The 26,455-nt window shown below is 37.3% G+C and carries 32 protein-coding genes and 1 riboswitch; of the genes, 2 read left to right on the plus strand and 30 right to left on the minus strand.

What is annotated here, in order from left to right:
* Nucleotides 1-12 precede the first annotated feature (12 nt).
* The 26 genes from PY770_RS05810 to rpsL form a co-directional block, all read right to left on the minus strand.
* The gene (locus tag PY770_RS05810; RefSeq protein WP_318530519.1) at nt 13-666 is read right to left on the minus strand and encodes an adenylate kinase; all 654 of its coding nucleotides are present in this window, start codon (nt 664-666) and stop codon (nt 13-15) included.
* Between the two features lie 7 nt (nt 667-673).
* Nucleotides 674-1,999 (minus strand): preprotein translocase subunit SecY, encoded by a 1,326-nt coding sequence (secY, locus tag PY770_RS05815; protein WP_103428894.1) that lies wholly within the window; start codon nt 1,997-1,999, stop codon nt 674-676.
* On the minus strand, nt 1,999-2,430 hold the full coding sequence (gene rplO / locus PY770_RS05820; RefSeq protein WP_041817918.1) for a 50S ribosomal protein L15: 432 nt from the start codon (nt 2,428-2,430) through the stop codon (nt 1,999-2,001). Before rplO ends, secY begins: the two co-directional genes overlap by 1 nt.
* Before the next feature lie 30 nt (nt 2,431-2,460).
* Nucleotides 2,461-2,646, minus strand: coding sequence for a 50S ribosomal protein L30 (rpmD, locus tag PY770_RS05825; RefSeq protein WP_014082360.1), 186 nt, complete (start codon nt 2,644-2,646; stop codon nt 2,461-2,463).
* A gap of 12 nt (nt 2,647-2,658) precedes the next feature.
* The gene (gene rpsE, locus PY770_RS05830; protein WP_014082361.1) at nt 2,659-3,162 is read right to left on the minus strand and encodes a 30S ribosomal protein S5; all 504 of its coding nucleotides are present in this window, start codon (nt 3,160-3,162) and stop codon (nt 2,659-2,661) included.
* A 21-nt stretch (nt 3,163-3,183) separates the two neighbouring features.
* Nucleotides 3,184-3,540 (minus strand): 50S ribosomal protein L18, encoded by a 357-nt coding sequence (rplR, locus tag PY770_RS05835; protein ID WP_041817919.1) that lies wholly within the window; start codon nt 3,538-3,540, stop codon nt 3,184-3,186.
* Nucleotides 3,541-3,577: 37 nt separating this feature from the next.
* A complete protein-coding gene (gene rplF, locus PY770_RS05840) occupies nt 3,578-4,117 on the minus strand; it encodes a 50S ribosomal protein L6 (protein WP_014082363.1) in 540 nt (179 codons plus the stop codon).
* A gap of 31 nt (nt 4,118-4,148) precedes the next feature.
* Nucleotides 4,149-4,547: a 30S ribosomal protein S8 gene (gene rpsH, locus PY770_RS05845; RefSeq protein ID WP_014082364.1), complete on the minus strand. Its 399-nt coding sequence runs from the start codon at nt 4,545-4,547 to the stop codon at nt 4,149-4,151.
* A gap of 32 nt (nt 4,548-4,579) precedes the next feature.
* Complete coding sequence (locus PY770_RS05850) at nt 4,580-4,765, minus strand: type Z 30S ribosomal protein S14 (protein ID WP_014082365.1); 186 nt, start codon at nt 4,763-4,765, stop codon at nt 4,580-4,582.
* Nucleotides 4,766-4,776: 11 nt separating this feature from the next.
* The gene (rplE, locus tag PY770_RS05855; RefSeq protein WP_014082366.1) at nt 4,777-5,319 is read right to left on the minus strand and encodes a 50S ribosomal protein L5; all 543 of its coding nucleotides are present in this window, start codon (nt 5,317-5,319) and stop codon (nt 4,777-4,779) included.
* Between the two features lie 30 nt (nt 5,320-5,349).
* Nucleotides 5,350-5,658, minus strand: a complete 309-nt coding sequence (rplX, locus tag PY770_RS05860) for a 50S ribosomal protein L24 (RefSeq protein ID WP_014082367.1) — start codon at nt 5,656-5,658, stop codon at nt 5,350-5,352.
* Nucleotides 5,659-5,692: 34 nt separating this feature from the next.
* Nucleotides 5,693-6,061, minus strand: a complete 369-nt coding sequence (gene rplN / locus PY770_RS05865; protein WP_014082368.1) for a 50S ribosomal protein L14 — start codon at nt 6,059-6,061, stop codon at nt 5,693-5,695.
* Nucleotides 6,062-6,115: 54 nt separating this feature from the next.
* A complete protein-coding gene (gene rpsQ, locus PY770_RS05870) occupies nt 6,116-6,382 on the minus strand; it encodes a 30S ribosomal protein S17 (protein WP_014082369.1) in 267 nt (88 codons plus the stop codon).
* Between the two features lie 28 nt (nt 6,383-6,410).
* Nucleotides 6,411-6,605 (minus strand): 50S ribosomal protein L29, encoded by a 195-nt coding sequence (gene rpmC / locus PY770_RS05875; RefSeq protein ID WP_014082370.1) that lies wholly within the window; start codon nt 6,603-6,605, stop codon nt 6,411-6,413.
* Nucleotides 6,595-7,029: a 50S ribosomal protein L16 gene (gene rplP, locus PY770_RS05880; protein WP_014082371.1), complete on the minus strand. Its 435-nt coding sequence runs from the start codon at nt 7,027-7,029 to the stop codon at nt 6,595-6,597. The genes rpmC and rplP overlap by 11 nt, the downstream gene beginning before the upstream one ends.
* A 2-nt stretch (nt 7,030-7,031) precedes the next feature.
* Entirely contained in the window at nt 7,032-7,694 is a 663-nt protein-coding gene (gene rpsC, locus PY770_RS05885; protein ID WP_014082372.1) for a 30S ribosomal protein S3, read from the minus strand.
* A gap of 3 nt (nt 7,695-7,697) precedes the next feature.
* Entirely contained in the window at nt 7,698-8,054 is a 357-nt protein-coding gene (gene rplV, locus PY770_RS05890; RefSeq protein ID WP_014082373.1) for a 50S ribosomal protein L22, read from the minus strand.
* Nucleotides 8,055-8,069: 15 nt separating this feature from the next.
* The gene (gene rpsS / locus PY770_RS05895) at nt 8,070-8,354 is read right to left on the minus strand and encodes a 30S ribosomal protein S19 (protein ID WP_014082374.1); all 285 of its coding nucleotides are present in this window, start codon (nt 8,352-8,354) and stop codon (nt 8,070-8,072) included.
* Nucleotides 8,355-8,398: 44 nt separating this feature from the next.
* Nucleotides 8,399-9,244 carry a 50S ribosomal protein L2 gene (gene rplB / locus PY770_RS05900; RefSeq protein ID WP_014082375.1) on the minus strand — a complete coding sequence of 282 codons (846 nt, stop codon included), beginning with the start codon at nt 9,242-9,244 and terminating at the stop codon, nt 8,399-8,401.
* 25 nt (nt 9,245-9,269) lie between these two features.
* Entirely contained in the window at nt 9,270-9,557 is a 288-nt protein-coding gene (gene rplW, locus PY770_RS05905; protein WP_014082376.1) for a 50S ribosomal protein L23, read from the minus strand.
* Entirely contained in the window at nt 9,557-10,180 is a 624-nt protein-coding gene (rplD, locus tag PY770_RS05910) for a 50S ribosomal protein L4 (protein WP_014082377.1), read from the minus strand. The genes rplW and rplD overlap by 1 nt, the downstream gene beginning before the upstream one ends.
* A gap of 18 nt (nt 10,181-10,198) precedes the next feature.
* Nucleotides 10,199-10,831: a 50S ribosomal protein L3 gene (rplC, locus tag PY770_RS05915; protein ID WP_014082378.1), complete on the minus strand. Its 633-nt coding sequence runs from the start codon at nt 10,829-10,831 to the stop codon at nt 10,199-10,201.
* A gap of 29 nt (nt 10,832-10,860) precedes the next feature.
* Nucleotides 10,861-11,169, minus strand: a complete 309-nt coding sequence (rpsJ, locus tag PY770_RS05920) for a 30S ribosomal protein S10 (protein ID WP_041817923.1) — start codon at nt 11,167-11,169, stop codon at nt 10,861-10,863.
* A gap of 271 nt (nt 11,170-11,440) precedes the next feature.
* On the minus strand, nt 11,441-13,531 hold the full coding sequence (fusA, locus tag PY770_RS05925; protein ID WP_014082380.1) for an elongation factor G: 2,091 nt from the start codon (nt 13,529-13,531) through the stop codon (nt 11,441-11,443).
* A gap of 85 nt (nt 13,532-13,616) precedes the next feature.
* Nucleotides 13,617-14,087 (minus strand): 30S ribosomal protein S7, encoded by a 471-nt coding sequence (gene rpsG, locus PY770_RS05930; RefSeq protein ID WP_014082381.1) that lies wholly within the window; start codon nt 14,085-14,087, stop codon nt 13,617-13,619.
* 30 nt (nt 14,088-14,117) lie between these two features.
* Entirely contained in the window at nt 14,118-14,537 is a 420-nt protein-coding gene (rpsL, locus tag PY770_RS05935) for a 30S ribosomal protein S12 (RefSeq protein ID WP_014082382.1), read from the minus strand.
* Between the two features lie 165 nt (nt 14,538-14,702).
* Here rpsL and PY770_RS07165 point away from each other — a divergent pair, with 165 nt between their 5' ends.
* Together PY770_RS07165 and PY770_RS05940 are read left to right on the plus strand one after the other, a co-directional pair.
* Nucleotides 14,703-15,371: a prepilin peptidase gene (locus PY770_RS07165; protein WP_103428893.1), complete on the plus strand. Its 669-nt coding sequence runs from the start codon at nt 14,703-14,705 to the stop codon at nt 15,369-15,371.
* Nucleotides 15,365-15,460: riboswitch (purine riboswitch) on the plus strand. (Overlaps the previous gene by 7 nt.)
* A 32-nt stretch (nt 15,461-15,492) precedes the next feature.
* The gene (locus tag PY770_RS05940; protein WP_163600951.1) at nt 15,493-16,065 is read left to right on the plus strand and encodes a xanthine phosphoribosyltransferase; all 573 of its coding nucleotides are present in this window, start codon (nt 15,493-15,495) and stop codon (nt 16,063-16,065) included.
* 38 nt (nt 16,066-16,103) lie between these two features.
* Here the strand turns inward: PY770_RS05940 and PY770_RS07170 are convergent, their stop codons facing one another.
* The 4 genes from PY770_RS07170 to PY770_RS05955 form a co-directional block, all read right to left on the minus strand.
* On the minus strand, nt 16,104-16,223 hold the full coding sequence (locus PY770_RS07170; protein ID WP_163615053.1) for a DUF3923 family protein: 120 nt from the start codon (nt 16,221-16,223) through the stop codon (nt 16,104-16,106).
* 206 nt (nt 16,224-16,429) lie between these two features.
* Nucleotides 16,430-20,077, minus strand: coding sequence for a DNA-directed RNA polymerase subunit beta' (gene rpoC, locus PY770_RS05945; protein ID WP_103451013.1), 3,648 nt, complete (start codon nt 20,075-20,077; stop codon nt 16,430-16,432).
* A gap of 17 nt (nt 20,078-20,094) precedes the next feature.
* Nucleotides 20,095-23,700 (minus strand): DNA-directed RNA polymerase subunit beta, encoded by a 3,606-nt coding sequence (gene rpoB, locus PY770_RS05950; protein WP_275046101.1) that lies wholly within the window; start codon nt 23,698-23,700, stop codon nt 20,095-20,097.
* Between the two features lie 283 nt (nt 23,701-23,983).
* Nucleotides 23,984-26,443, minus strand: a complete 2,460-nt coding sequence (locus PY770_RS05955) for an ATP-dependent Clp protease ATP-binding subunit (protein WP_103428890.1) — start codon at nt 26,441-26,443, stop codon at nt 23,984-23,986.
* Nucleotides 26,444-26,455 lie beyond the last annotated feature (12 nt).

Below are 26,455 nucleotides of genomic sequence, written 5' to 3' on the forward strand. Positions count from 1 at the left end.
ATTAAGAAGACCTTAGTTTAAATTGGTAAGAATCTTATTAATGTCTTTAGTAACATCTGCAATGTCTTGATCACCATTCACTGTATGCAATAAGTTTAATTTCTTATAAAAATCAATCAATGGAGTATTCATTTTCATGTTTACTTTTAATCGATTTTTAACAGTTTCAGGTTCATCATCGCTCCGTTGATAAAATACATGTCCACCACAAACATCACACGTACCTTCAACTTTAGGTTTTTTGTACAATTTATGATAAGTAGCACCACAGTTTTTACAAATGAACCGACCAGATAAACGAGCAACCAATACTTCAGGATCAACATCAATGTTAATCACAGCGTCAAGTTTCTTACCTAATTTATCAGTCATTTTCTCTAATTGTTTGGCTTGTTCCAAAGTTCTTGGAAAACCATCTAAGAGATAACCGTTCTTGGTATCATCTTGTTCTAATCGTTCTTCAACAATTTTACAAGTAACATCGTCAGGAACAAGTTCACCTTTATCAATATATTTTTGAGCTTCGACACCCATTGGAGTCTTGTTCTTCATTGCCGCTCTGAAAATATCACCAGTAGAGATATGAGGAATATTGTATTTTTCAACAATATCTTCAGCCTGAGTACCTTTACCAGCACCGGGAAGACCCATTAATAATAAATTCATTGACATACTATTTATCTCCCTTATCATCTTTTGGATCATCTTGAATGAATCCAACATATTCTTGTCTCATAGTTAAACCTTTAATTTGATTCATGGTTTCAATTGCAACCCCAACGATAATAAGGAGGTTAGTACCACCTAAACCGATTGAGCTGTTAAGATTCCAAACATTTTGTGCAACCAAAGGAATTAATGAAACAATTCCCAGGAATAATGCCCCAACTGTACTTAATCTCATCAAAAGATGTGAAACAAAAAGTTGTGTTGATTTTCCAGGCCATACTCCAGGAATATAACTTCCTTGTTTTTGTAAGTTTTCTGATAACTTTTCAGGGTTAACTTGAACGAACGCATAAAAGAAAGTAAAGACAACAATCAAAAGTGTATAAAATGTAGCTCCCATTGGGGTTTGCATATTAAACAATTCTGACATGAATTTAAACCAACCTTTACTTCCGTCGTTCTTAGTAAAGAACATCAAGATAGTCTGTGGGGTTGAAATAAATGCACTAGCAAAGATGACTGGGATAACTCCAGCAACGTTAACCTTCAAAGGAAGGTAACTGCTTTTAGCAGAACCGGTAGCTCTACGAGTATATTGAATTGGAATTCGACGTTCAGCTTGTTGAACCCATGTAACGAAAGTAACAATTACTAACATTGCAATGATTAGTCCAACAACGAACAAAGCTGGTTGCCACAAATCACTAGTTGGTGTTCCTTGGATATATTGTCTGTAAAGACCTTCAAATCCGGTAGGAATATTAGCAACAATTCCAGCAAAAATGATCATTGAAACTCCTTGACCAATTCCTTTATCAGTAATCATGTCACCCATCCAAGTGGTTAACATTGTTCCTGCAGTAAGAATTAATCCAATGCTAGCATATGTAGCAATTCCAGGATTTTCAACTAAGTGTAAACTACTTAAAGCATTAAAACCAGCGGTAATACCAACAGATTGAGCGAATGCTAAAACAATCGTTAATCTACGAGTAACTTTGTCTAACTTAAGTCTACCAACTTCACCTTGTTTTCCCCATTCAACAAACTTTGGAACAATATCCATTTGCAATAATTGGACCACAATTTGTGCAGTAATATAGGGAGAAACACCCATGGCAAAAATTGAATAGTTAGTTAAGCCACCACCACTAAAGATGTTTAAAACATTAACTAACCCAGAAGAAGCTACTTCTTGAAGAGCTTTAGCATCAACACCAGGAACAGTAATATAAGCTCCTAAACGGAAAATTGCTAATACCAACAGCGTAAAAAGAATCTTTTTACGAATGCTTTTATCTCCAAATGCACTTTTTAAGGTTGATAACATTAAATCACCTCTGCTTTACCACCAGCATCTTCAATAGCTTTTTTTGCACTTTCAGAAAATCTGTTAGCTAAAACAGTAAGTTTCTTTTCAAGTTTACCTTCACCAAGAACCTTAACACCATCTTTAACATTTTTGATGATGCCAGCTTCAATCAACAATTCTGGTGTAACTTCTACACCATTATCGAATACGTTAAGTTCTTCAACGTTAACAATTACGATATCTTTACGGTTGATATTAGTAAATCCACGCTTAGGAATACGACGGTACAATGGCATTTGTCCACCTTCAAAACCTAAACGAGTCTTTCCACGAGCTTTTTGACCTTTTTGCCCACGACCAGAAGTTTTACCTTTACTTGAACGACCGCGTCCTTTTCTTGTTCTTTCTGAACGAGAACCTTCAGCGTATTTTAATTCGTTTAACTTCATTGAATTGCACCTCCTCTTACTTTAAAATAATTAATCTTTAACTTGTTCAACCTTAATTAAATGAGCAATTTTGAATAATGCTCCACGAGTTGCTGCAGTGTCAGGTCTTACAACGCTACTGTTAATACGTCCTAAACCTAAAGCTTCCACAATCTTACGTTGTTTTGGAAGACGATGAGCAGCACTATGAATCAAAGTGATTTTTAATTGAGCCATCTGTAAATCCTCCTATTCAGCTAAATGATCAACAGAAACACCACGAAGTTCTGAAACTTCATTAGCGTTCTTAAGTCCTTTAAGACCTTCGAAAGTTGCACGGATAACGTTGATCTTAGTATCTGAACCAAGACGTTTACTAGTAACATCGTTAATACCTGCTAATTCCATAACGGAACGAACGGCACCACCGGCTGCAACTCCAGAACCTTCTTCGGCTGGTTTCAACATAATTTTTCCACCGCCGTATACACCAACGATTTCGTGAGGAATAGTAGTTCCCACAATTGGAACTTCAATCAAGTTCTTTTTGGCAGCTTCAACAGCTTTACGGATTGCTTCAGGAACTTCTTGAGCTTTACCTGTACCGAAACCAACGTGACCATTCTTGTCACCAACAACTGCTAAAGCAGCGAAACGTAATCTACGTCCACCTTTAACAACCTTAGTGATTCGGTTAATGGCAACAACGTTATCTTCTAAATCCAATTTATTTGGATCAATATACTTAGCCATGTGATTTATTCCTCCTTTTTATTAAAATTCAAGTCCATTTTCACGGGCAGCGTCTGCAAGAGCAGCTACACGTCCATGGTATAAGTAACCACCACGGTCAAAAACGACATGTTTAATGTTTTTTGCAAGAGCACGTTCAGCAACTAACTTACCAACACCTTGGGCTTGTTCAGTTTTGTTACCTTCAGTAACTTCTTTATCGAGAGTTGAGGCACTAGCTAGCGTTACACCCGCTACGTCATCAATAACTTGAGCGTAGATGTTTTTGTTAGAACGGTATACGTCTAAACGTGGGCACTCAGCAGTACCAGCAATTTTATTACGAACACGTTTGTGTCGAATGACACGTGTTTTATTTTTGCTTGGTTTTGTAATCAAAATAGTCACCTCTATATTATTGTTTATTTAAATAAGCTTATTTACCAGTCTTACCTTCACGAAGAGTAATGTGTTCGTTTTCGTAACGAATACCTTTACCTTTGTAAGGTTCTGGTGAACGAATTTCACGTACTTTTGCAGCGAAATCTCCAACATGTTGCTTGTTAATTCCAGCAATTTCGATAGTTGTGTTGTCAGGAACTTTAACATCGATATCTTCAGGAACTTTAACATCAACAGGATTTGAGTAACCAACGTTAAGAATCAAATCTGATCCTTTAAGTTGAGTACGGTAACCAACACCGACTAATTTCAAAGTCTTGTTGAATCCTTTTTCTACCCCTTCAATCATGTTAGCAAGGTTAGCACGTTGTGTACCATGTAAAGCACGCATTTTGTTGTCGTACTTACCAGTTGGTTCGAAGTTGATTTCGTTACCGTTAACGTTCATTGCAACATCAGGTGAGAAAGTTTCTGATAATTCACCTTTAGGACCTTTAACAGTAATTACATCTTCATCACGTGTAACAGTTACACCTTCAGGAATTACAATTGTTTTATAACCAATTCTACTCATGTGTTAGACACCTCCATCTCTTAATTATTTTTTACCAAACGTATGCTAATACTTCTCCACCGACTTTTTGAGCGCGGGCTTCTTTGTCAGTAATAACACCATTTGAAGTTGAGATGATCGCAATACCTAAACCATTAAGTACCTTAGGAACATCATCAGATTTAACGTATGAACGTAATCCAGGTTTTGAAATTCTCTTCAAACCTGAGATTACACGTTGATTGTCTTTACCATATTTAAGGTAAACACGGATAACACCTTGGTTATCGTCTTCAATATATTCAACACGACTTACGAAACCTTCACGTTTTAAGATTTCAGCCATGTTGCGTTTAATTTTTGATGCAGGAATATCTACAGAATTGTGACGAACCATGTTCGCATTACGAATTCTAGTTAGAAAATCTGCAATTGGATCTGTCATAGCCATGAACGTACAACCTCCTTTTAAGTTTGTTTATTCTACCAACTAGCTTTTTTCATACCAGGAATTTGACCCTTGTGGGCAAGTTGTCTTAAACAAATTCGGCATAAGTGGAATTTTTGGTAAACCGCACGAGGTCTACCACAATGTTCGCAACGAGTGTAAGCTTGTACAGCGAACTTAGCTGGACGTTTGCTTTTTGCAACTAATGATTTTTTAGCCAATGTAAAACCTCCTATTTAGCGAATGGCATACCAAATTGACGTAACAATTCGTGTCCTTCTTCGTCAGTATTAGCAGTTGTAACAAGTACGATATCTAAACCTCTAACACGGTTAACATCATCGTAACTGATTTCTGGGAAAATTAATTGTTCCTTGATACCTAATGTGTAGTTTCCACGACCATCGAATGAACGACTTGGAACACCATGGAAATCACGAACACGTGGTAATGAAACGTTAATTAATTTATCCAAAAAGTCATACATTTTGTCACCTCTAAGAGTGACTTTGGCACCAATTGGCATACCTTCACGTAAACGGAAAGTAGCAATTGATTTTTTAGCTTTTGTAACAAGTGGCTTTTGACCAGAAATTAGGGTCAATTCGTTAACAGCCTCGTCTAAATTTTTAGAGTTTGTTACAGCATCACCAACACCCATATTCAAAACAATTTTTTCAAGTTTTGGTCCTTGCATAATTGATGAATAGTTGAATTTTTCAACTAGTGCTGGGAGAATTTCTTTCTTATATCTTTCTTCTAAGCGAGTAGACATGCGAGTAATTTCCTCCTTTCACTAACAATCTTAATCGATTGCTTTATGTGATTTCTTTGAAATACGAACTTTTTTACCATCTTTAACTTCGAAACTTACTCTAGTAGGTTCATTAGTAGATGGGTCGATTAGCATTACGTTTGATGCATTGATTGGGGCTTCAACATCAGCAATTCCACCTTGTGGGTTTGCTTGAGAAGCCTTTTGGTGTTTCTTAACTTTGTTGATTCCTTCAACAACTACGCGATTGTCAGCAGCAATGGTTTTGATGATTTGACCATCTTTACCCTTGTCTTTACCAGCAATAACACGAACTTTGTCACCAGTCTTTAAGAACATTAATCTGGCACCTCCTTGATTTTGCTTCTTAGTATTAAAGTACTTCAGGTGCTAATGAAACGATCTTCATGAAATTATTACTACGTAATTCACGAGCAACCGGACCAAAAATACGAGTACCTTTAGGACTCTTATCATCATTAATTAAAACAGCAGCGTTTTCGTCGAAACGAATGTATGAACCGTCAGTTCTACGTTCAGCTGATCTAGTTCTTACAATAACAGCCTTAACAACGTCACCCTTTTTGACAACGCCACCTGGTGTTGCTTGTTTAACAGTAGCAACAATAGTATCACCAACGCCAGCGTAACGAACTCTTGAACCACCTAAAACTTTAATAGTTAATAATTCACGAGCACCTGAGTTGTCGGCAACTTTTAAACGACTTTCTTGTTGGATCATCGCAAGTGTCCTCCCTTCGATTTAAAAATCATAATACGATAAAAACGATACAAGCTAGATAATAACGGCTTTTTCAACAACATCTAGAAGACGGAAGTGAACAGTCTTTGATAATGGTCTAGTTTCCATGATTTCAACGATATCGTTAACTTTAGCAACGCCATCTTCATCACGAACCTTGTATTTCTTAGTATATTTAATACGCTTGCCATAAGTAGGATGTGTTTTAGTAGTTTCAACGGCAACTGTAATAGTTTTATCCATCTTGTCAGAAACAACACGACCTCTATATGTTTTACGTTCATTACGTTCTACGCTCATATAAATAAACCCTCCTTTTTATCGTATTTTATTTATTTAATTCTTTTTGTCTTAATGCAGTTTTGATCCGTGCAATTGTTTTGCGAACAGTTCTCAATCTTGCAGTATTTTCTAATTGACCAGTGGCTAATTGGAAACGAAGATTAAACAATTCTTTCTTGTAATCTTGTTCTTTAGCACGCATTTCATCAGTGGTTAATTGAGCAATTTCTTTAGCCTTCATTTGATTCGCCACCTACTTCCTCACGTTTAATAATTCTAGTACGAACAGGCAACTTACTTGAAGCTAAAGTCAAAGCCTTGACAGCAGTAGCTTCATCAACGCCGGCAACTTCGAAAAGTACCTTATCACGTTTTACGGCTGCTACCCATCCAGCTGGACTACCTTTACCTTTACCCATTCGAACACCAATACCTTTTTCAGTATATGATTTTTGAGGGAAGATTTTAATCCAAACTTTTCCACCACGTTTCATACAACGGGTGATGGCAACACGACAAGCTTCAATTTGTCTGTTAGTGATCCAATGTGAATCAATGGCTTGTAAGCCATATTCACCGAAAGCAACTGAGTTTCCACCTTTTGAGTGTCCACGTAGTTTACCACGGAATTCACGACGATGCTTAACACGTTTAGGTACAAGCATGTTTATTTACCTCCTTTACGGTTATCCAAAGGCTTTCCAGGTAAAACTTCACCACGGTTAATCCATGTTTTAACACCGATTGCACCGTAAGTAGTGTGTGCTTCATTCCATGAGTAGTTGATATCAGCTCTCAATGTATGAAGTGGAACACGACCTTCAGAGTAACTTTCGATACGAGCCATATCAGCACCGTTTAAACGACCGGCTGATTGAGTTTTAACACCATCAGCGCCTGAACGCATAACTTGCTTCATGGCTTGACGCATAGCACGACGGAAAGCAACACGACCTTCAAGTTGTTTAGCAATGTTTTCACCAACTAAATCAGCTTCTAAGTCAGGTTTCTTAACTTCAATAATGTTAATGTGAACACGACGTCCAGTTAACTTGTTTAATTCATTACGTAAACTTTCAACTTCTGATCCACCCTTACCAATAACCATACCAGGTTTTGCAGTGTGGATAGAAATGTTTACACGTTTGGCAGCACGTTCAATTTCAACTTCTGAAACTGAAGCATCAGCAAGACGTTTAGCAAGGTAGTCACGAATCTTCAAATCTTCATTTAAATATGAAGCAAATTTGTCATCGTTAGCATACCATTGAGCTTGCCAACCACGGTTAACACCGATACGGAAACCATTAGGGTTAATTTTTTGACCCATGCTCTATCCCTCCTTTTTTTCTGATACTACAATTGTAATGTGACTTGTACGTTTGTTGATTGGTGAAGCAGAACCTTTAGCACGAGGACGGAACCGTTTTAAAGTTGGTCCTTCGTCGGCGAATGCTTCAGCAACAACAAGGTCTTGACCATCAAGATCAAAATTGTTTTCTGCATTTGCTACAGCTGATTTTAAAACTTTTCCAACTACTGGAGATGCACCACGAGGGGTGAATTCAAGAATTGAAGCAGCTTCTGCAACGTTTTTACCTCTAATAAGATCTAAAACAAGACGGACCTTACGGGGGGCAATACGAACAGTCTTAGCAATAGCTTTTGCTGATGTAACTTGTTCAGCCATTTTGTATCCTCCTTGTTATCCTGTAATCTTGTCTTTTCCACCTACATTACCATGACCATGGAATGTACGTGTTGGAACGAATTCTCCAAGCTTGTGTCCTACCATGTCTTCTTGAATGAAAACTGGGACATGAGTTCTACCATTGTACACTGAGATAGTGTAACCAATGAAGCTAGGGAAAATAGTTGAGCGACGAGACCAAGTTTTAATAACAGTTTTCTTTTCTTGGTCTTTTTGGGCATCGATTTTCTTTAATAAAGATTGATCAGCGAATGGTCCCTTTTTCAAACTACGACTCATTATAAAACCTCCTCTTCAAGTCTGATTATCTGGATGTAACTAAATTACATCTTTGAACCCTTACGACGACGAACAATAAATTTGTTTGAACGAGCAGTCTTAGAACGGGTCTTCTTACCAACAGTCTTCTTGTGCCAAGGTGACAAAGGAGATGGGTAACCGACTGGAGCTTTACCTTCACCACCACCATGAGGGTGATCGTTAGGGTTCATAACTGATCCACGTACGTGAGGTCTTTGCCCACGGTAACGAGTACGACCAGCTTTACCCCAGTTAATAAGTGAATGTTCTTCGTTTCCAACAGTACCGATTGTGGCACGACAAACAGAAAGAACCATTCTTACTTCACCAGAAGGTAATCTAACAAGTGAGTACTTACCGTTTCCTTCATTACTCAACAATTGAGCTGAATTACCAGCAGAACGAGCAAGTTGTCCACCCTTACCTGGTTTCAATTCGATGTTATGAATAGTTGATCCAACGGGAATATCTTTAAGTTCAAGTGTATTACCTGGTTTAATATCAGCATTAGCACCAGATTCAACAACATCTCCAACTTTTAATCCTTTAGGAGCAAGGATGTATGATTTAATTCCGTCAGCATAAACAACTAATGCGATGTTTGCAGTACGGTTTGGATCATATTCGATTGTTTTAACTGTTGCTTTAATACCATCATGGTTACGCTTGAAATCAATAACACGGTATAAGTGTTTGTTTCCACCACCACGATGACGAACAGTCATACGACCTGAGTTGTTACGACCAGCTTTTTTAGCATTAGCTTTCACTAAGCTTTTTTCTGGCTTATTAGTAGTAATATTACTGTAATCAATACTAGTCATATTACGGCGACCATTAGTCGTTGGTTTGTATTTCTTTAAAGCCACGTTGTTTTCCTCCTATCTTAATAGATTATTCTTCAGAGAATAACTTAATTTCGTCTGAATCATTTGATAAAGTAACGATTGCCTTACGACGTTTCTTAGTGAAACCAACGTAACGACCTTGGCGTTTTTCTTTACCTTTAACGTTCATGATGTTTACTTTAGCAACCTTAACGCCGAAAACTTCTTCTACAGCATTTTTAACTTGGTTTTTGTTTGCTCGTAAATCAACATCAAATGTATATTTTTTGTCGTCCATACGATCAGTTGAAGCTTCAGTGATTACTGGACGTAAAATGATATCTCGTGCTTCCATTATGCGAGCACCTCCTCTACTTGAGAAAGAGCAGCTTTGGTAATAACGACTTTTTTAGCATTTAATACATCAAGAGTGTTAACACCTTTTGCACTAATTACTTGAACGTTCGGAATGTTTTTAGCTGAACGAGCAACGTTATCGTTAATATCTTCCAAAACTACCAATGTCTTAGTAGCTGCATCAAGGTTTTTCAATAAGTTAGCGAATTCTTTTGTTTTTGGTGCATCAAAGTTAATTGAGTCAACAACAACAAAATTATCTTCGGAAACTTTTTCTGAAAGAACTGATTTAACAGCTAATCTAGTAACTTTTTTAGGAAGATGGTAGCTATATGAACGAGATGTTGGTCCAAATACTACTCCACCACCAACCCATTGTGGTGAACGAATAGAACCTTGACGAGCACGACCTGTACCTTTTTGTCTCCATGGTTTTTTACCACCACCGGAAACTTGGCCTCTGCTCTTAACTCCATTAGTACCTTGGCGTTGAGATGCACGTTGCATAACAACAGTGTCAAATACTACGTTTTCGTTTGGTTCAATACCGAAGATGTTTTCGTTAAGATCGATTGAACCATCTTTACTACCATCTTGTTTAAATAATGATACGCTTGTCATTTTGCGGTTCCTCCTTTCCTATTTTCTTGAATTGTGTACAGAAGTACGAATAGTAACTAATGTTTTATTTGCACCAGGTACATTACCTTTAATTAACAATACGTTGTTTTCAACGTCTGCTTTAACAATTTCAAGGTTTTGAATAGTAACAGTTTTGTTACCCATACGACCAGGTAACTTCATGCCTTTAACAACACGGTTGATAATAACACCAAGTGAACCTGGACGACGGTGATATCTAGAACCATGAGTTTCTGGTCCACGACTTTGATTATCTTTATGAACGTTACCTTGGTAACCATGACCTTTAGTGACACCAGTTACATCGACAGAGTCTCCAGTTTGGAAAATGTCAGCCTTAACTTCGTCTCCAACCTTGTATTCCTCTAAGTCGACATCGCTGATTTCACGAACGAAGCGCTTAGGGGTTGTGTTAGCTTTTTTGGCGTGACCTTGTTCAGGTTTATTACTTAAAACTTCACGTTTTTCATCAAAACCAAGTTGAATTGCTTCGTAACCATCTGTTTCGTTGTTTTTAACTTGTAAAACAACGTTAGGGGTTACATCGACAACAGTAACTGGTACTAATTCACCGTTTTCAGTAAAAACTTGAGTCATACCAACTTTTTTACCTAAGATTCCTTTTTTGATCATGAGTACACCTCCAATATTGTGTAATATTATAATTTGATTTCGATATCAACACCACTTGGTAAGTCTAATTTCATTAATGAATCAACAGTTTTAGGTGTTGGATTCAAAATATCGATTAAACGTTTGTGTGTTAACATTTCGAATTGTTCTTGTGCTTTACTGTACTTGAATGGTGATGCAAGAACTGTATAAATAGTTCTTTCAGTTGGCAATGGAATTGGACCTGAAATAGTGGCACCAGTTCTTTGTGCAGTTGCAACAATCTTATCAGCAGCTTGATCTAAGCTACGGTGTTCGTAAGCTTTCAAGCGAATACGAATTTTTTCTTTTGCCATGTTTTTCCCTCCCTCGTCTATTTTCTTGTAAGACTAACTCCGTAAAAGTTACCGGACACACCTTGCCATGGCAAAGCGGCCGGGTGTGCCGCAATCTTCTACATCATCGCTTATTGTATCAATTTCAGAGCACACTTTGCCCTTCTTATATAAGACACTACTATATCATACATGTAATTCGCTTGTGTTGCAAGGTTTTTAAGCTCTAAAACAAAAAAAGTTTTGTTAAATTTAATTAACAAAACTTTTTTATTTATTTAAAGAAAAGCAATTAAGCTTCTCCACCATTTTTCTTAATAATATCTTCTTGGATACTCTTAGGAACAGCAGTGTAATGGTCAAATGACATAACGAATGTTCCACGACCTTGAGTAGCAGAACGTAAGTCAGTTGCATAACCAAACATTTCTGAAAGAGGAACCATAGCATGGATGTTTTGTGCATTATCTTGTGCTTCCATACCTTCAACGTTACCACGACGAGCAGTAACTTGTCCCATAACGTCTCCCATGTATTCTTCTGGAACACGAATATCAACTTTCATGATTGGTTCCAAGATAACTGGAGCAGCTTTCTTAGCAGCATTCTTCAAAGCGATTGATGCAGCAATCTTGAAGGCAGCTTCACTAGAATCGACATCATGATAACTACCATCATATAACTTAGCTTTAATATCAATTAATGGGAATCCGGCAAGAACACCATTTTCCATTGATTCTTTAAGACCTTGTTCTACTGAAGGGATAAATTCACGAGGAACAACCCCACCAACGATAGCATTTTCAAATTGGAAACCTGAACCTTCTTCACCAGGAGTGAATTCAATCCAAACATCACCATATTGACCTTTACCACCAGATTGACGAACAAATTTACCTTGAGCTTCAACTTGTTTAGTAAATGCTTCACGGTAAGCAACTTGTGGTTCACCAATTGTAGCATCAACACTAAATTCACGTCTCATACGTTCGATCAAAATATCAAGGTGAAGTTCACCCATTCCGGCCATAATAGTTTGCCCAGTTTCTGGGTTAGTTTGGGCACGGAATGTAGGATCTTCTTCAGAAAGTTTTTGAAGAGCAGTATTCATCTTGTTTTGGTCAGCTTTGGTCTTAGGTTCAACGGCAACTTCAATAACTGGTTCTGGGAATTCCATTGATTCAAGATGTAATGGGTGATCAACATCAGTAAGAGAATCACCAGTAGTGGTGTTCTTCAAACCAATTGCACCAGCAATATCACCAGAGAATACTTCAGGGATTTCTTGACGAGTGTTTGAGTGCATTTGAACTAAACGACCAACACGTTCACGTTTGTCTTTAGTAGCATTTAAAATGTATGAACCAGATTCAAGTGAACCACGGTAAACACGAATAAATGTTAAACGACCAACGAATGGGTCAGTTGCAACCTTAAATGCTAAAGCAGCAAATGGTGCTTTATCATCAGGTTTAACTGGTACTTGTTCTCCAGTTTCAGGATCAATTGCTTCGTAAGGACGAACGTCAAGTGGTGATGGGAGGTAATCAACAACCCCATCCATCAACATTTGAACACCCTTGTTTTTGAAAGCTGAACCAGCAAAAACAGGGAACATTTCAAGGTTGATGGTTGCTTTACGAATAGCAGCTTTTAATTCATCTTTAGTGATTTCTTCACCACTAAGATATTTGTCCATGATACCATCATTCAAATCAGCAACTGATTCAATTAAATTATCACGAGCTTCTTGTGCTTTTTCTTTGTAATCATCAGGAACATCAACAGTATCCCAGTTAGAACCTTCTTTATCTTCATCATAAATGTAAGCTTTCATTTCGATAAGATCGATTACACCGATGAAATCATTTTCGGCACCAACAGGAATTTGAACAGGAACTGCATTAGCACCTAAACGGTCGTGCATTGATTTAACAGAGAAATCAAAGTTAGCACCTAATTTATCCATTTTGTTGATAAAAACAATCCGAGGAACATCAAAATCAGATGATTGACGCCAAACAGTTTCTGTTTGAGGTTCAACACCAGCTTGTCCATCAAGAACAGCAACTGCTCCATCAAGAACTCGAAGTGAACGTTCTACTTCAACAGTAAAATCAACGTGTCCTGGAGTATCGATGATGTTAACACGGTAACCTTTCCATTCAGCTGTAGTAGCAGCTGAAGTAATGGTAATTCCACGTTCTTTTTCTTCATCCATCCAGTCCATTTGTGATGCACCATCATGGGTTTCACCAATTTTATGAACTTTACCAGTATAGTAAAGCACGCGTTCAGTAGTTGTTGTTTTACCGGCATCGATATGGGCAACAATCCCAATATTACGTGTTTTGTCTAACGGGAATTCACGTTTGTTAGCCATTATTAACTCCTTTTAAAATTCAATAGTTCTAAAAAAGTGGCCAATTTCTTAGCCACCCTTTAATTGCAATTAAGCAATCAGAAGATTACCAACGGTAATGAGCGAAAGCACGGTTAGCTTCAGCCATTTTGTGTGTATCTTCACGTTTCTTAACAGCTGCACCAGTATTGTTTGATGCATCAATAATTTCTTTAGCAAGACGGTCACTCATGGTATGTTCACCACGAAGACGTGAATAGTTAACTAACCAACGTAGACCTAAAGTAGTTCTTCTTGCAGGACGAACTTCAATAGGAACTTGGTAGTTAGAACCACCAACACGACGAGCCTTAACTTCAAGGACAGGCATGATGTTTTTCATTGCTTCTTCGAATACTTCAACTGGATCGTTACCAGTAGTATCTTTAATTTGGTCAAATGCATCGTATAAAATTTCTGATGCAGTACCTCTCTTACCATCTAACATCAAGTGGTTGATTAATTTTGAAACCAACTTTGAGTTGTAGATTGGATCTGGAAGGATTTCACGTTCTTGAACTTTTCCTTTTCTAGGCATCTAAAAGTCCTCCTTTAATTAAATATTATATTATTTCTTAGCTTTAGGTTTCTTAGCACCGTATTTAGAACGACTTTGACGACGATCTGAAACACCGGCAGTATCTAAGGCACCACGGATAACATGATATCTAACCCCAGGTAAATCCTTAACACGACCACCACGGATTAAAACAACACTATGTTCTTGTAAGTTATGACCAATTCCAGGAATGTAAGCAGTAACTTCAAGCAAGTTTGAAAGACGAACACGCGCATACTTACGTAAGGCAGAGTTAGGCTTTTTAGGAGTCATAGTTCCCACACGGGTAGCAACTCCACGTTTTTGAGGTGAAGCGTTGTTAGTTTGTTTCTTCTTGTAACTGTTGTATCCAAAGCCAAGAGCTGGGGATTTTGATTTAGAACTTCTAGATTTACGACCTTTTCTAACTAATTGATTAATTGTAGGCATCTAAAAAGTCCTCCTTTCTTAAATTTGGTTTTTAAGTCCACACATCCAGGTGAACCATTTTTTGGAATAAAAAAATCGCTTAACAGTTTAAGCACATTGACTAGAATAACATGTTAGAGCAATCACGTCAACAGACTTTTACGTATTTTTTAGTGAGGTGAAAGTATGAAAATAATTTTATTTATTTATGGAAGTATCATCGGATCGTTTTTACCATTGTTAGTGGAACGAATCATCGCAAAAAAGAATTTCATTTGGTCGCGTTCTCAATGTACAGTATGTTGTAGAAAGTTGGATTGGTTCGAACTAATTCCAATTTTTAGTTTTGTTACCCTTCGTGGTAAATGTCGAGTTTGTAAAATCAAACTCCCTTATTACCTATTAGTATATGAATTTTCTACCGGATTCTTATTCACTTTATACGGAGAACAATCATTCAAAATTTTGTGTTTATTAATCTGCTTTGAAATTATTAGTCTTTTTGATTTATTCACTTTTCAATTCAGTTTATGGTGGCTTCCCTTAATCTTTGCTTTAGCAATTTATGATTCTCCCATGCCATACAATGATATTGTCAGCATACTTATTTTATATTTAATCATTTTATTGATTAATTATAAATTTAAATGGATTGGTAACGGCGATTTGGATTTGCTCGCTTGTATCTTAATTTCAACTAACCTGATGGTTTTCGCACACACTTTACTATTAGCGTCAGCAAGTGCACTTTTATATTGTTGGTTCAAAAAGAACAAGGTAGTTCCTTTCACTCCTTTTTTGTTTAACAACTTAATTGTCGTGTTGTTTCTTAAAAGTATTTTAGTTACAATGTAGAAAAGTGAATAACTTATATATGACTGAAATTGGTCAGTCGTTTCTACTCAGAACCGCAATTCTGAACTATAAGCATGAAAGATCATTCTTATATGGATGATCTTTTTTTGGAGGTATTTCAATGGAAGAATTAAAAACCGTCATCAAAGAACAAGGAAAAGTTTTACCAGGTAACATTTTAAAAGTAAATTCATTTTTAAATCATCAAATTGATCCAAAACTAATGTATCGAATCGGACAAACATTCGCAGAATATTTCAAAAATTTAGGTATTACTAAAGTTTTAACCGTTGAAGCATCCGGAATCGCTCCTGCTGTGATGACTGGTTTAACTATGGAAGTGCCAGTAGTGTTTGCTCGTAAAAGTAAATCATTAGTCGTAAAAAATGATGTTTACTCAGCAGAAGTCTATTCATATACAAAGAAATTTTCTAATCATATTTATATTGAAAAGCAATTTTTAACTAGTGACGACAAGGTTCTAATTATTGATGATTTCTTAGCAAACGGTGAAGCAACCAAAGGACTAATTAAAATTGCTGATGCTGCCAATGCTGATATCGCTGGGATCGGGATCGTAATTGAAAAGACATTCCAACCTGGTGGTCAATACTTACGTGATCAAGGTTATAATGTGCTTTCTTTAGCCCAAATTGCCTCATTAGAAAATAACCAAGTTAAATTTGCTAACTAATTAAAAAGCAGTCAAAATTTTGACTGTTTTTTGTTTACTTATTTTTGCTTGCTGAGTTTCATAATTATGAACCAGATTAACTGGATTACAAAAAAGAATGCATAAAAACCAGTTAATATATACCAAGTTATCATTTTGATTCGAGGAGTTTGTGACACTCCGCATAAAAATCATTACCGAAAGTAATCCATAAGTGATAATCTCCAAAATAGTTACCACACTCCAAATTTTAAATCTCAACCGCATAATTTCAGCTCCTCTAAAGTTATAAATTTTATTAAATTATATCAAAAAAAACAGCAACGAATTTTTAAAATTCGTTGCTGTTTTTGAAACTAAAGATTGTTTACCAATCTCGTTTTAATTATTTAGTTGCATTATCTGTATCTGAATCAGATGTTTTATCAGAACCAGCGACAACACTTTCACCAGCTGGTTTACCAACTTCTTCTGGTTCAATGTCTTCATATTCATGAACACCTGTACCAGCAGGAAGAAGCTTACCAATAATAACATTTTCTTTAAGTCCAATTAATGGATCGACTTTACCACGAATTGCAGCATCAGTAAGTACTCGAGTAGTTTCTTGGAATGAAGCAGCTGATAAGAAACTATTAGTTTCAAGAGCAGCTTTAGTAATTCCAAGCAATACTGGACGAGCAGTAGCTGGTACTTTACCAGTCATAACTGCATCAGCATTTCGTTCTTTAAAGTCATCAATATCGATCAATGTACCAGGCAAGATGTCTGTATCACCGGGATCCATAATTCGAACCTTACGAAGCATTTGTCTAACCATGATTTCAGCATGCTTATCATTAACTTCAACCCCTTGACGACGGTAAACTTCTTGAACCGCAGTCAATAAGTAAGTTTCAGTTGATAAAGTATCCCGAATCTTAAGAAGTTCCTTAGGATCAATTGAACCTTCGTTAAGCGCATCACCACGGCGAACTGTGTCACCTTCAGCAACTCGCATACGAGCACTCAATGGAACCTTGTACTTTCTAGTGTCAGCTTTACCTTGAATGGTAATTTCTTTAACACCTTCAGCAGGATCTTCTTCGATTAATTCAACTACTCCAGTAACTTCAGAGATGGTTGATTTACCTTTAGGATTACGAGCTTCAAAAATTTCTTGAACCCGGGGAAGCCCTTGGGTAATATCAGTGTTACTTGCAACCCCACCAGTATGGAAAGTACGAAGGGTTAATTGAGTACCAGGTTCACCAATTGACTGCGCAGCAACAGTACCAACTGCTTCACCAACTTCAACGTTATCACCAGTAGCTAAGTTTTGACCATAACACATTTCACAAACTCCGTGAGCAGTATTACAAGTGAAGGCAGAACGAATTTCAACTGATTCAATTCCTGCATCAACAATTTGTTGTGCTTTCTTATCATCAATCATTTCATTCTTACCAACAATTACTTCACCAGTTTCTGGATTCTTAACAGTCTTCATAGCGTTTCTACCAAGAATACGATCATAAAGAGGTTCGATCATTTCGTTACCTTCTTTAATCGCACGGACTACTAATCCACGATCAGTATGACAGTCCTTTTCACGAATGATAACATCTTGGGCAACATCAACAAGTCGACGAGTTAAGTAACCAGAGTTGGCTGTCTTCAAGGCAGTATCGGTCATCCCTTTACGAGCACCATGGGTAGAAATGAACATTTCCAAAACAGACATTCCTTCACGGAAGTTAGATGTAATTGGAAGTTCCATAATTTTACCATCAGGAGAAGCCATCAATCCACGCATTCCGGCAAGTTGCGTAAAGTTTGAAATGTTTCCACGAGCTCCAGAATCACTCATCATAAAGATTGGGTTTTCTGGATCAAAGTTTTGCATTAAGACATCTTGAATTTGATCACGAGCGTCATTCCAAACGTTAACAATTCTTTCATAACGTTCTTGGTCAGTAATCAAACCACGACGGAATTGTTTAGTGATCGTTTCAACCTTTTTGTGACCTTCAGCCACAATTTCTGGTTTTTCTTTAAGTTCAGTAATATCTGACATTCCGACAGTTAAACCAGACTTAGTAGATTCGTCGTTACCAAGATCCTTGATTTGGTCAAGTAATTCTGAAGTTTCAGTAACCTTGTATTGGTTGTAAACTTCAGCAATGATATCTGATAAGAAACTCTTCTTAAATGGTCTAACTGGTTCAGTATTGTCAATGTGATCGTGAATGTTTTCTCCAGGTTTCAAGAAGTAATTATCTGGAACAAATCCATTAAGGTTAGTTGCAGTAGGTTCATTCAAGTATACGAAGTCTTTAGGTAAGATTCCGTTGAAAATCACTTTACCAACTGAAGTAACCATAATCTTGTCTTTTTGATCATCGGTAAATGGTTTATCTGGGAAAGCAGAAGCTGGAATTCCAATTCTACTGTGCCAGTGAACCAAACCATCACGATAAGCAAGTTCAACTTCATCAGGTGAATTGAAAATCATTCCTTCACCTTCACGTCCAGGTTCTTCCATAGTTAAGTAATAGTTACCAATAACCATATCTTGTGATGGAGCCACAACGGGTTTTCCATCTTTTGGAGCCAAGATATGTCCAGCAGCAGCCATTAATAATCTTGATTCAGCTTGAGCTTCATCAGAAAGAGGAACGTGAATGGCCATTTGGTCACCATCAAAATCGGCATTGTAAGCAGCACAAACTAATGGGTGCAAACGCATTGATTTACCGCTAACCAATACTGGTTCAAAGGCTTGAATTCCAAGTCTATGCAAAGTAGGGGCACGGTTCAATAGAACTGGGTGTTCTTTGATTACGTAAGGAAGAACATCGAATACGACATCATCTTTACGTTCAATTTCACGTTTAGCATTCTTAACGTTTGAAGCTAACCCACGTTTAACCAATTCATGCATGATAAATGGTTTGAACAATTCAAGTGCCATTGATACAGGAAGACCCATTTGGCTAAGTTTTAACCATGGACCAACATCAATAACTGAACGACCTGAATAATCAACACGTTTACCAAGTAAGTTTTGACGGAAACGACCTTGCTTACCCTTAAGCAAGTGAGAAAGTGATTTCAATGGACGGTTACCAGGACCTGCAACAGGACGGCCACGACGACCATTATCAATCAAAGCATCAACAGCTTCTTGTAACATTCTCTTTTCGTTTTGAACAATGATACCAGGAGCGTGTAAATCTAATAATCGTTTCAAACGGTTATTACGGTTAATTACTCGACGGTATAAATCATTCAAATCTGAAGTGGCAAAACGTCCACCTTCAAGTTGAACCATTGGACGTAAATCAGGTGGCATAACTGGAATTGTATCCATTACCATCCATGATAAATTGTTTCCAGAAGTTAAGAAGGCTTCCAAAATATCCAAACGACGGATTGCACGAGTTCTCTTTTGACCAGTTGCTTTCTTAAGTTCAGCTTTTAATTCTGTAACTTCTTTATCAAGATCAACACTATCAAGTAAAGCACGAATTCCTTCAGCACCAATTTGTGCATCAAAACGATTACCGTATTCACGTTTCTTATCACGGTATTCTTGTTCAGTTAATAGTTGTTTCTTTTCTAGAGGTGTATTACCAGGATCTACAACTACATATGAAGCAAAGTAGATGATTTCTTCTAAGGCACGAGGACTCATGTCTAGAACTAATCCCATTCGACTAGGAATTCCCTTGTAATACCAGATGTGAGTTACTGGAGCAGCTAATTCGATATGACCCATTCGTTCACGACGAACTTTAGCACGAGTAACTTCAACTCCACAACGATCACAAACAATACCTTTGTAGCGAATACCTTTGTATTTACCACAGGCACATTTCCAATCCTTAGTAGGTCCAAAGATTCTTTCATCGAACAAACCATCTTTTTCTGGTTTCAAAGTTCGATAGTTAATCGTTTCTGGTTTAGTTACTTCACCATATGACCAGCTACGAATTGTTTCAGGAGATGCAAGTCCAACTTGCATACTTTTGAATTTATTAACATCAACCATTGGCGTCCCCTCCTTTATTAATTATTGTCTTTTTTATCAGTTGAAGCATCATCAGCAGCTTTGGTAGTAGCTGCATTTTTTTCAGCTTCTTTTTTTGCATCTTGTTCTTGAGCAATTTTGTTAAGTGCATTTACGTTAACAACATCGTCGTCATCGTCCATGTCACGTAAATCGATTGGTTGGTGATCAGCACCAAGGACCTTCATATCGAGACCAAGAGCTTGTAGTTCTTTAACTAAAACTCGGAATGATTCAGGAACACCTGGCTTAGGAATTGGTTCACCTTTAACGATGGCTTCATAAGTCTTAACACGACCAACCACATCATCTGACTTGTAAGTCAAGATTTCTTGGAGGGTATGAGCAGCACCATATGCTTCAAGGGCCCAAACTTCCATTTCACCAAAACGTTGTCCCCCAAATTGTGCTTTACCACCAAGTGGTTGTTGGGTAACAAGTGAGTAAGGTCCAATTGAACGAGCATGGATCTTATCTTCTGACATATGGTTAAGTTTAAGATAACCCATGACACCAACTGAAATTCTCTTATCAAATGGTTCACCAGTACGACCATCGTAAACAACAGTCTTACCATCTTTTGCCATTCCGGCTTCTTTAACAGCAGCCCAAACGTCATCAGAAGTTGCACCATCAAATACTGGAGTAGCAACGTGGATACCAAGTTTCTTAGCAGCCATTCCTAAATGCATTTCCAATACTTGTCCAATGTTCATCCGTGAAGGAACACCCATGGGACTCAATAAGATATCGATTGGAGTACCATCTGGTAAGTAAGGCATATCTTCTTCAGGAATTACGATTGAAACAGTACCCTTGTTACCATGTTTACCGGCCATTTTATCACCGACTTGAAGTTTCCGTTTTTGGGCAATGTAAACTCGAACCATCTTGTTTACACCAGGTTGTAATTCGTCACCATTTTCTCTTGAGAAAACTTTAACGTCTTGGACAACACCATCAGCACCATGAGGAACTCGAAGTGATGTATCTCTAACTTCACGTGATTTTTCACCAAAGATGGCGTGAAGCAACCGTTCTTCAGAAGATAATTCAGTAACCCCTTTAGGAGTTACTTTACCAACTAAAATGTCTCCATCATGAACTTCAGCACCAATTCGTACAACCCCGTCTTCGTCAAGATCTTTAAGAGCATCTTCACCAACATTAGGGATTTCACGAGTCATTTCTTCAGGTCCAAGTTTTGTATCACGAGTTTCTGATTCATATTCTTCAATGTGAATTGAAGTATAAGCATCTTCTTTAACTAATTTTTCACTAATTCCAATGGCATCTTCGAAGTTATAACCTTGCCAAGTCATAAAGGCAACAGTTGGGTTTTGACCCAATGCTAATTCACCATTTTCCATGGCTGGACCATCAGCAATAATTTCGTCCGCATCAACATGGTCACCAGTTTTTACAATTGGTGTTTGGTTATAGTTCATACCATTGTTTGAACGCATAAATTTAGTTAATTCATAAGTGTCTAAAGTTCCGTTGTCTCGACGAATCTTAACTACAGAAGCATCAACGTATTCAACAGTTCCAGAGTATTTAGCAATTTTAGCAACTCCAGAATCATGCGCAGTCTTGTATTCCATACCAGTACCAACAAGTGGTGCATGTGGATTAATCAAAGGAACCGCTTGACGTTGCATGTTTGATCCCATCAAAGCTCGGTTACTATCATCATTTTCCAAGAAAGGAATACATGCAGTGGCAACTGAAACAACTTGAAGAGGAGAAACATCCATATAATCAACATCGTTAATGTTTGCTTCAACATATTCTGCTTTATCACGAGCCATTACGTGAGTTTCACGGAATGAACCATCGTCATTAAGTGGAGTATTAGCTTGAGCAATCACATATTTATCTTCATCACTGGCAGTTAAATAATCAATCTTATCAGTAACTTTGTGAGTGCCCCAGTCAACCCGACGATATGGTGATTCGATAAATCCATATTTGTTAACACGAGCATATCCAGAGAATGAGTTAATTAACCCAATGTTAGGACCTTCAGGTGTTTCAATTGGACAAACACGACCATAGTGGGTGTAGTTAACATCACGAACTTCATATCCGGCACGATCCCGAGTGATACCACCAGGTCCAAGTGCAGATAGACGACGTTTATGAGTCAATTCACCCAATGGGTTAGTTTGATCCATGAATTGTGAAAGTTGTGATGAGCCAAAGAATTCTTTAACTGAAGCTACCACTGGACGAATGTTAATCAATTGTTGTGGAGTTACAGTTGCAGCATCTTGAATTGACATTCTTTCACGAACAACACGTTCCATCCGTGATAAACCAATTCTGAATTGATTTTGTAATAATTCACCAACTGAACGAACTCGACGGTTACTCAAGTGATCAATATCATCAACAGAACCAATTCCTTCTTGTAAATCAAAGAAGTAGTTCACTTCAGTTAACATATCGGCTGGTGTAATGTGTTTGAAGTCAAGACTGATGTTGTCGTTTCCAACTACGGGAACAACTTTTTCTGGGTCTTTGTTTGAATATACTTTAACAATTTGAACAGTTACTGGATCAGTAACTACTGCTTCTGGAGCTGGATTGAATGTGTAAGCTTTGAAGTCTTTGTTGTCCAAATATGGAGCTAAAGTCTTCATAACTTCTTTATCAATCAAGTCACCCTTTTTAGCAATAATTTCACCAGTTTCAGGGTCAGCTAATGTTTCAGCTAAGTAAAGACCCATCAAACGGTTCTTTAAGCTAAGTTTTTCGTTAGTTTTGTAACGACCAACGGGAGCCATATCATAACGTTGTGGATCAAAGAATCTAGTGGTTAAAAGATTACGTGAAGATTCAGCGGTTTTTGGTTCACCGGGACGCAAACGATCGTAAATATCTTTCAATGCTTCTTCAGTACGTGTGTCACTAGGATCTTTGTGAACATCTTTTTCGATGGTTAAATTAAGACTGTCATTAGTTCTACCTAAAATTTCAGCAATTTCATCATCGGAACCAAAACCTAAAGCACGAACCAATTCAGTAATTGGTAACTTTCTAGTTCTATCAATTCGGATGTATGATACATTTTTAGCATCAGTAGCGAATTCCATCCATGCACCACGGTTAGGAATAACTGTAGCACTAAACATTTCGCGACCATTTTTATCTAATTCTTTATGGTAGTATGCACCAGGAGAACGAACTAATTGAGATACAATTACACGTTCTGCTCCATTAATGATAAAAGTACCTTGATCAGTCATTAATGGTAAATCACCGAAGAATACGTCTTGTGTCTTGATTTCACCAGTTTCGTGGTTAGTCAATTTAAGCGTAACGTGAAGTGGAGCTGAGTGGTTAACTTCGTGAGCTCTGGCTTCAGCAACAGTGTATTTAGGTTCTAACAATTGGTAATCAACGAAGTCCAATGATAATTTACCTTGGAAATCATCAATTGGCATAATGTCTCTGAACATTTCACGAAGACCTTCGTCTAAAAACCAGTTGTATGAGTTAGTTTGAACCTCAATTAAGTTAGGTAGATCCAAAACCTTTTTGATTCTGGCATAACTTCTACGGGTTCTGTGTTTACCATACTTAACAACGTTTCCAGCCATTGCATCTTTTTTGTTTTTTCCTTTAACGTTTTCTGCCAAGTTGTTAACCCTCCTTAAATAATTCCTTCAAAAAGAAATGTTACAGTTTGATTACAATTTGCTAAAAAAGCTAATTTAAAGCAAAAAAAAGCCAAAAATAGAATAATCTATTTTTGGGTAACTATAATCGTTGTCCCGGACAATAGATCGCAACAACTCATTTCAATTCACTATATACTAATTCATTTTAACGCGATGTAAGCATTACGTCAACAAAAAACGCCATTTTTCAATGGCGTTTTTTCTATATAACTGGAGTTTTATGTGTAAGGGTAATTTTACCTTTTTGTGCTCCAATTGTGATTTTATCACCTGGTTTAAATTTACCAGCTAACAATGCATCACTTAAAGGATCTTCGATTTCACTTTGAAGTGCTCTTCTTAAAGGACGAGCTCCGTATTCTGGGTTGTAACCTTTTTTAGCAACCGCATCAATGGCTGCAGGAGTGATTTTTAAAATGTACCCTTGTTTTTCAACCCGATCTACTAAACGTTTGGTCATCAATTTAACAATTCGATGAAGTTCTGATTCGGTTAAACTATGGAAAATAACTGTTTCATCAACTCGGTTTAAGAATTCAGGACGGAAGAATTGCTTCATCTTTTCTTGAATTACTCGTTTAACTTCAGCATCGTTGTTTTCTGAACGGTTGGCATCAAAACCAACTGTTTTTTGTTCACGTAACGCTGTGGCACCTAAATTAGATGTCATAATGATAATTGTATTTTTAAAGTCAACTTTACGACCTTTAGAATCAGTTAGAAATCCGTCATCAAGAACTTGTAAGAGCAAGTTAAAGACATCTGGATGTGCTTTTTCCACTTCATCAAGCAAAACAACGGAGTAAGGATGTTTTCTAACTTTTTCAGTTAGTTGACCTCCTTCTTCATAACCAACATATCCTGGAGCAGATCCAACTAAACGACTAGTAGAATATTTTTCCATGTACTCACTCATATCGACTCTAATTACATCGTCTTCTGAGCCAAACATTTCTTCTGCTAAATCCTTAGCTAATTCCGTTTTTCCCACACCAGTAGGTCCAAGGAAAATAAATGAGCCAATTGGACGATTAGGATCTTTCAATCCACTTCGAGCTCTTCTTACTGCTTTAGCAACTGCAGTAACCGCCTCATCTTGCCCAATCACCCGTTTATGCAATACATTTTCCAAGTTAACCAATCGATCTGCATCCGTTTTCTTAAGGTGCGTAACTGGAATGCCTGTCCATTCAGCAACAATTTGCGCAACTGACTCTGAGTTTTCTTTGAGTTTATAGTTATGTTGCTTATTTTCATGTTCACGTTTCTTTTTGTCTTTTTCCATTAGAACAGCAACCGATTTTTCCAGTTGTTGTTCTTGACTACGAAAAGTTACAGCATCGTCAAAACGTTGTTCTTCAATGGCACGATCTTTATTCGACCTTGCTTCATCAAGTTCACGTTGTTGCTTAACTAATTCAGTAGAATCTCCCATTGCATCAATTCGAACTTTAGCAGCAGCTTCATCCATCAAGTCAATGGCTTTATCAGGTAAAAAGCGACCACTAATGTAACGACTTGATAAATCCACAGCTGCATTAATCGCATCATCGGTGATTTTCACATGATGATGTTCTTCGTATTTTGGTCGTAAACCAGCCAAAATTTTCTTTGCTTCATCGACACTAGGTTCTTCAATTTGTACCGTGGCAAAACGACGTTCTAAAGCAGCATCAGCTTCAATATGCTTTTGGTATTCATTTAAGGTCGTTGCCCCAATCATCTGAATTTCACCACGAGCTAAAGTTGGCTTTAAAATATTAGAAGCATCAATGGCACCTTCTGCTCCTCCAGCTCCAATTAAAGTATGCAATTCATCAACAAATAAAATAACGTGTCCGTTACTTTTAATTTCATTAATAATTTTTTTAAGTCGGTTTTCAAATTCCCCACGATATTTAGTCCCTGCAACTAGGCTTCCCATATCAAGGGCCATAACACGTTTATTGGTCATATCTTGAGGAACTTTCTTTTCCACAATTTTTTGAGCTAGTCCTTCTGCAATTGCTGTTTTACCAACCCCAGGCTCTCCGATTAGAACTGGATTATTTTTCGTCCGCCGACTTAAAATTTGAATTGCACGACGAACTTCTTGATCACGCCCAATAATTGGATCTAGTTGGCCATCTCGAGCTGCTTTGGTAAGATCTTTTGCAAATGAATCAAGCGTTGGTGTTTTTTCTTTATCATCATTCTTAGATTCAGTTGGTATTCCTTGATCAGGAACCCCCATTTTCCGAATCGTAATCTTACGAACATCTTCAGGAGAAATTCCTAAGCTGTTAAGAATTCTTGATGAAACGATTTCGTTTTCGCTAGTTAGCGCTAATAACAAATGTTCCGTTCCAACCCGTTTGCTGCCATATTGTTTAGCAATTTGACCAGCTAAATTTAAAATGTCACGCATCTTAGGAGAATATGGCAAATAAGTTGTTCCGTCGTTTTGTAAATTACCATAACCGGCAATTTGTTCAATTTCTTCTTTAACATCCTGTTCAGTAACAGAAAGTTGATTTAAGGTTTGGTAAGCGATTCCACTTTTTTCAATGGATAATGCCAATAATAAATGCTCAGTTCCAACCGATTGATGTTGAAAACCACGTGCTTGTTCTTGCGCAATCATAAGTGTTTTTTTTGCACTAGGTGTTAATGAGTCTTCCATTAAATAGCCTTC

Source organism: Fructilactobacillus sanfranciscensis (assembly GCF_029023685.1).
GTDB lineage: Bacteria > Bacillota > Bacilli > Lactobacillales > Lactobacillaceae > Fructilactobacillus > Fructilactobacillus sanfranciscensis.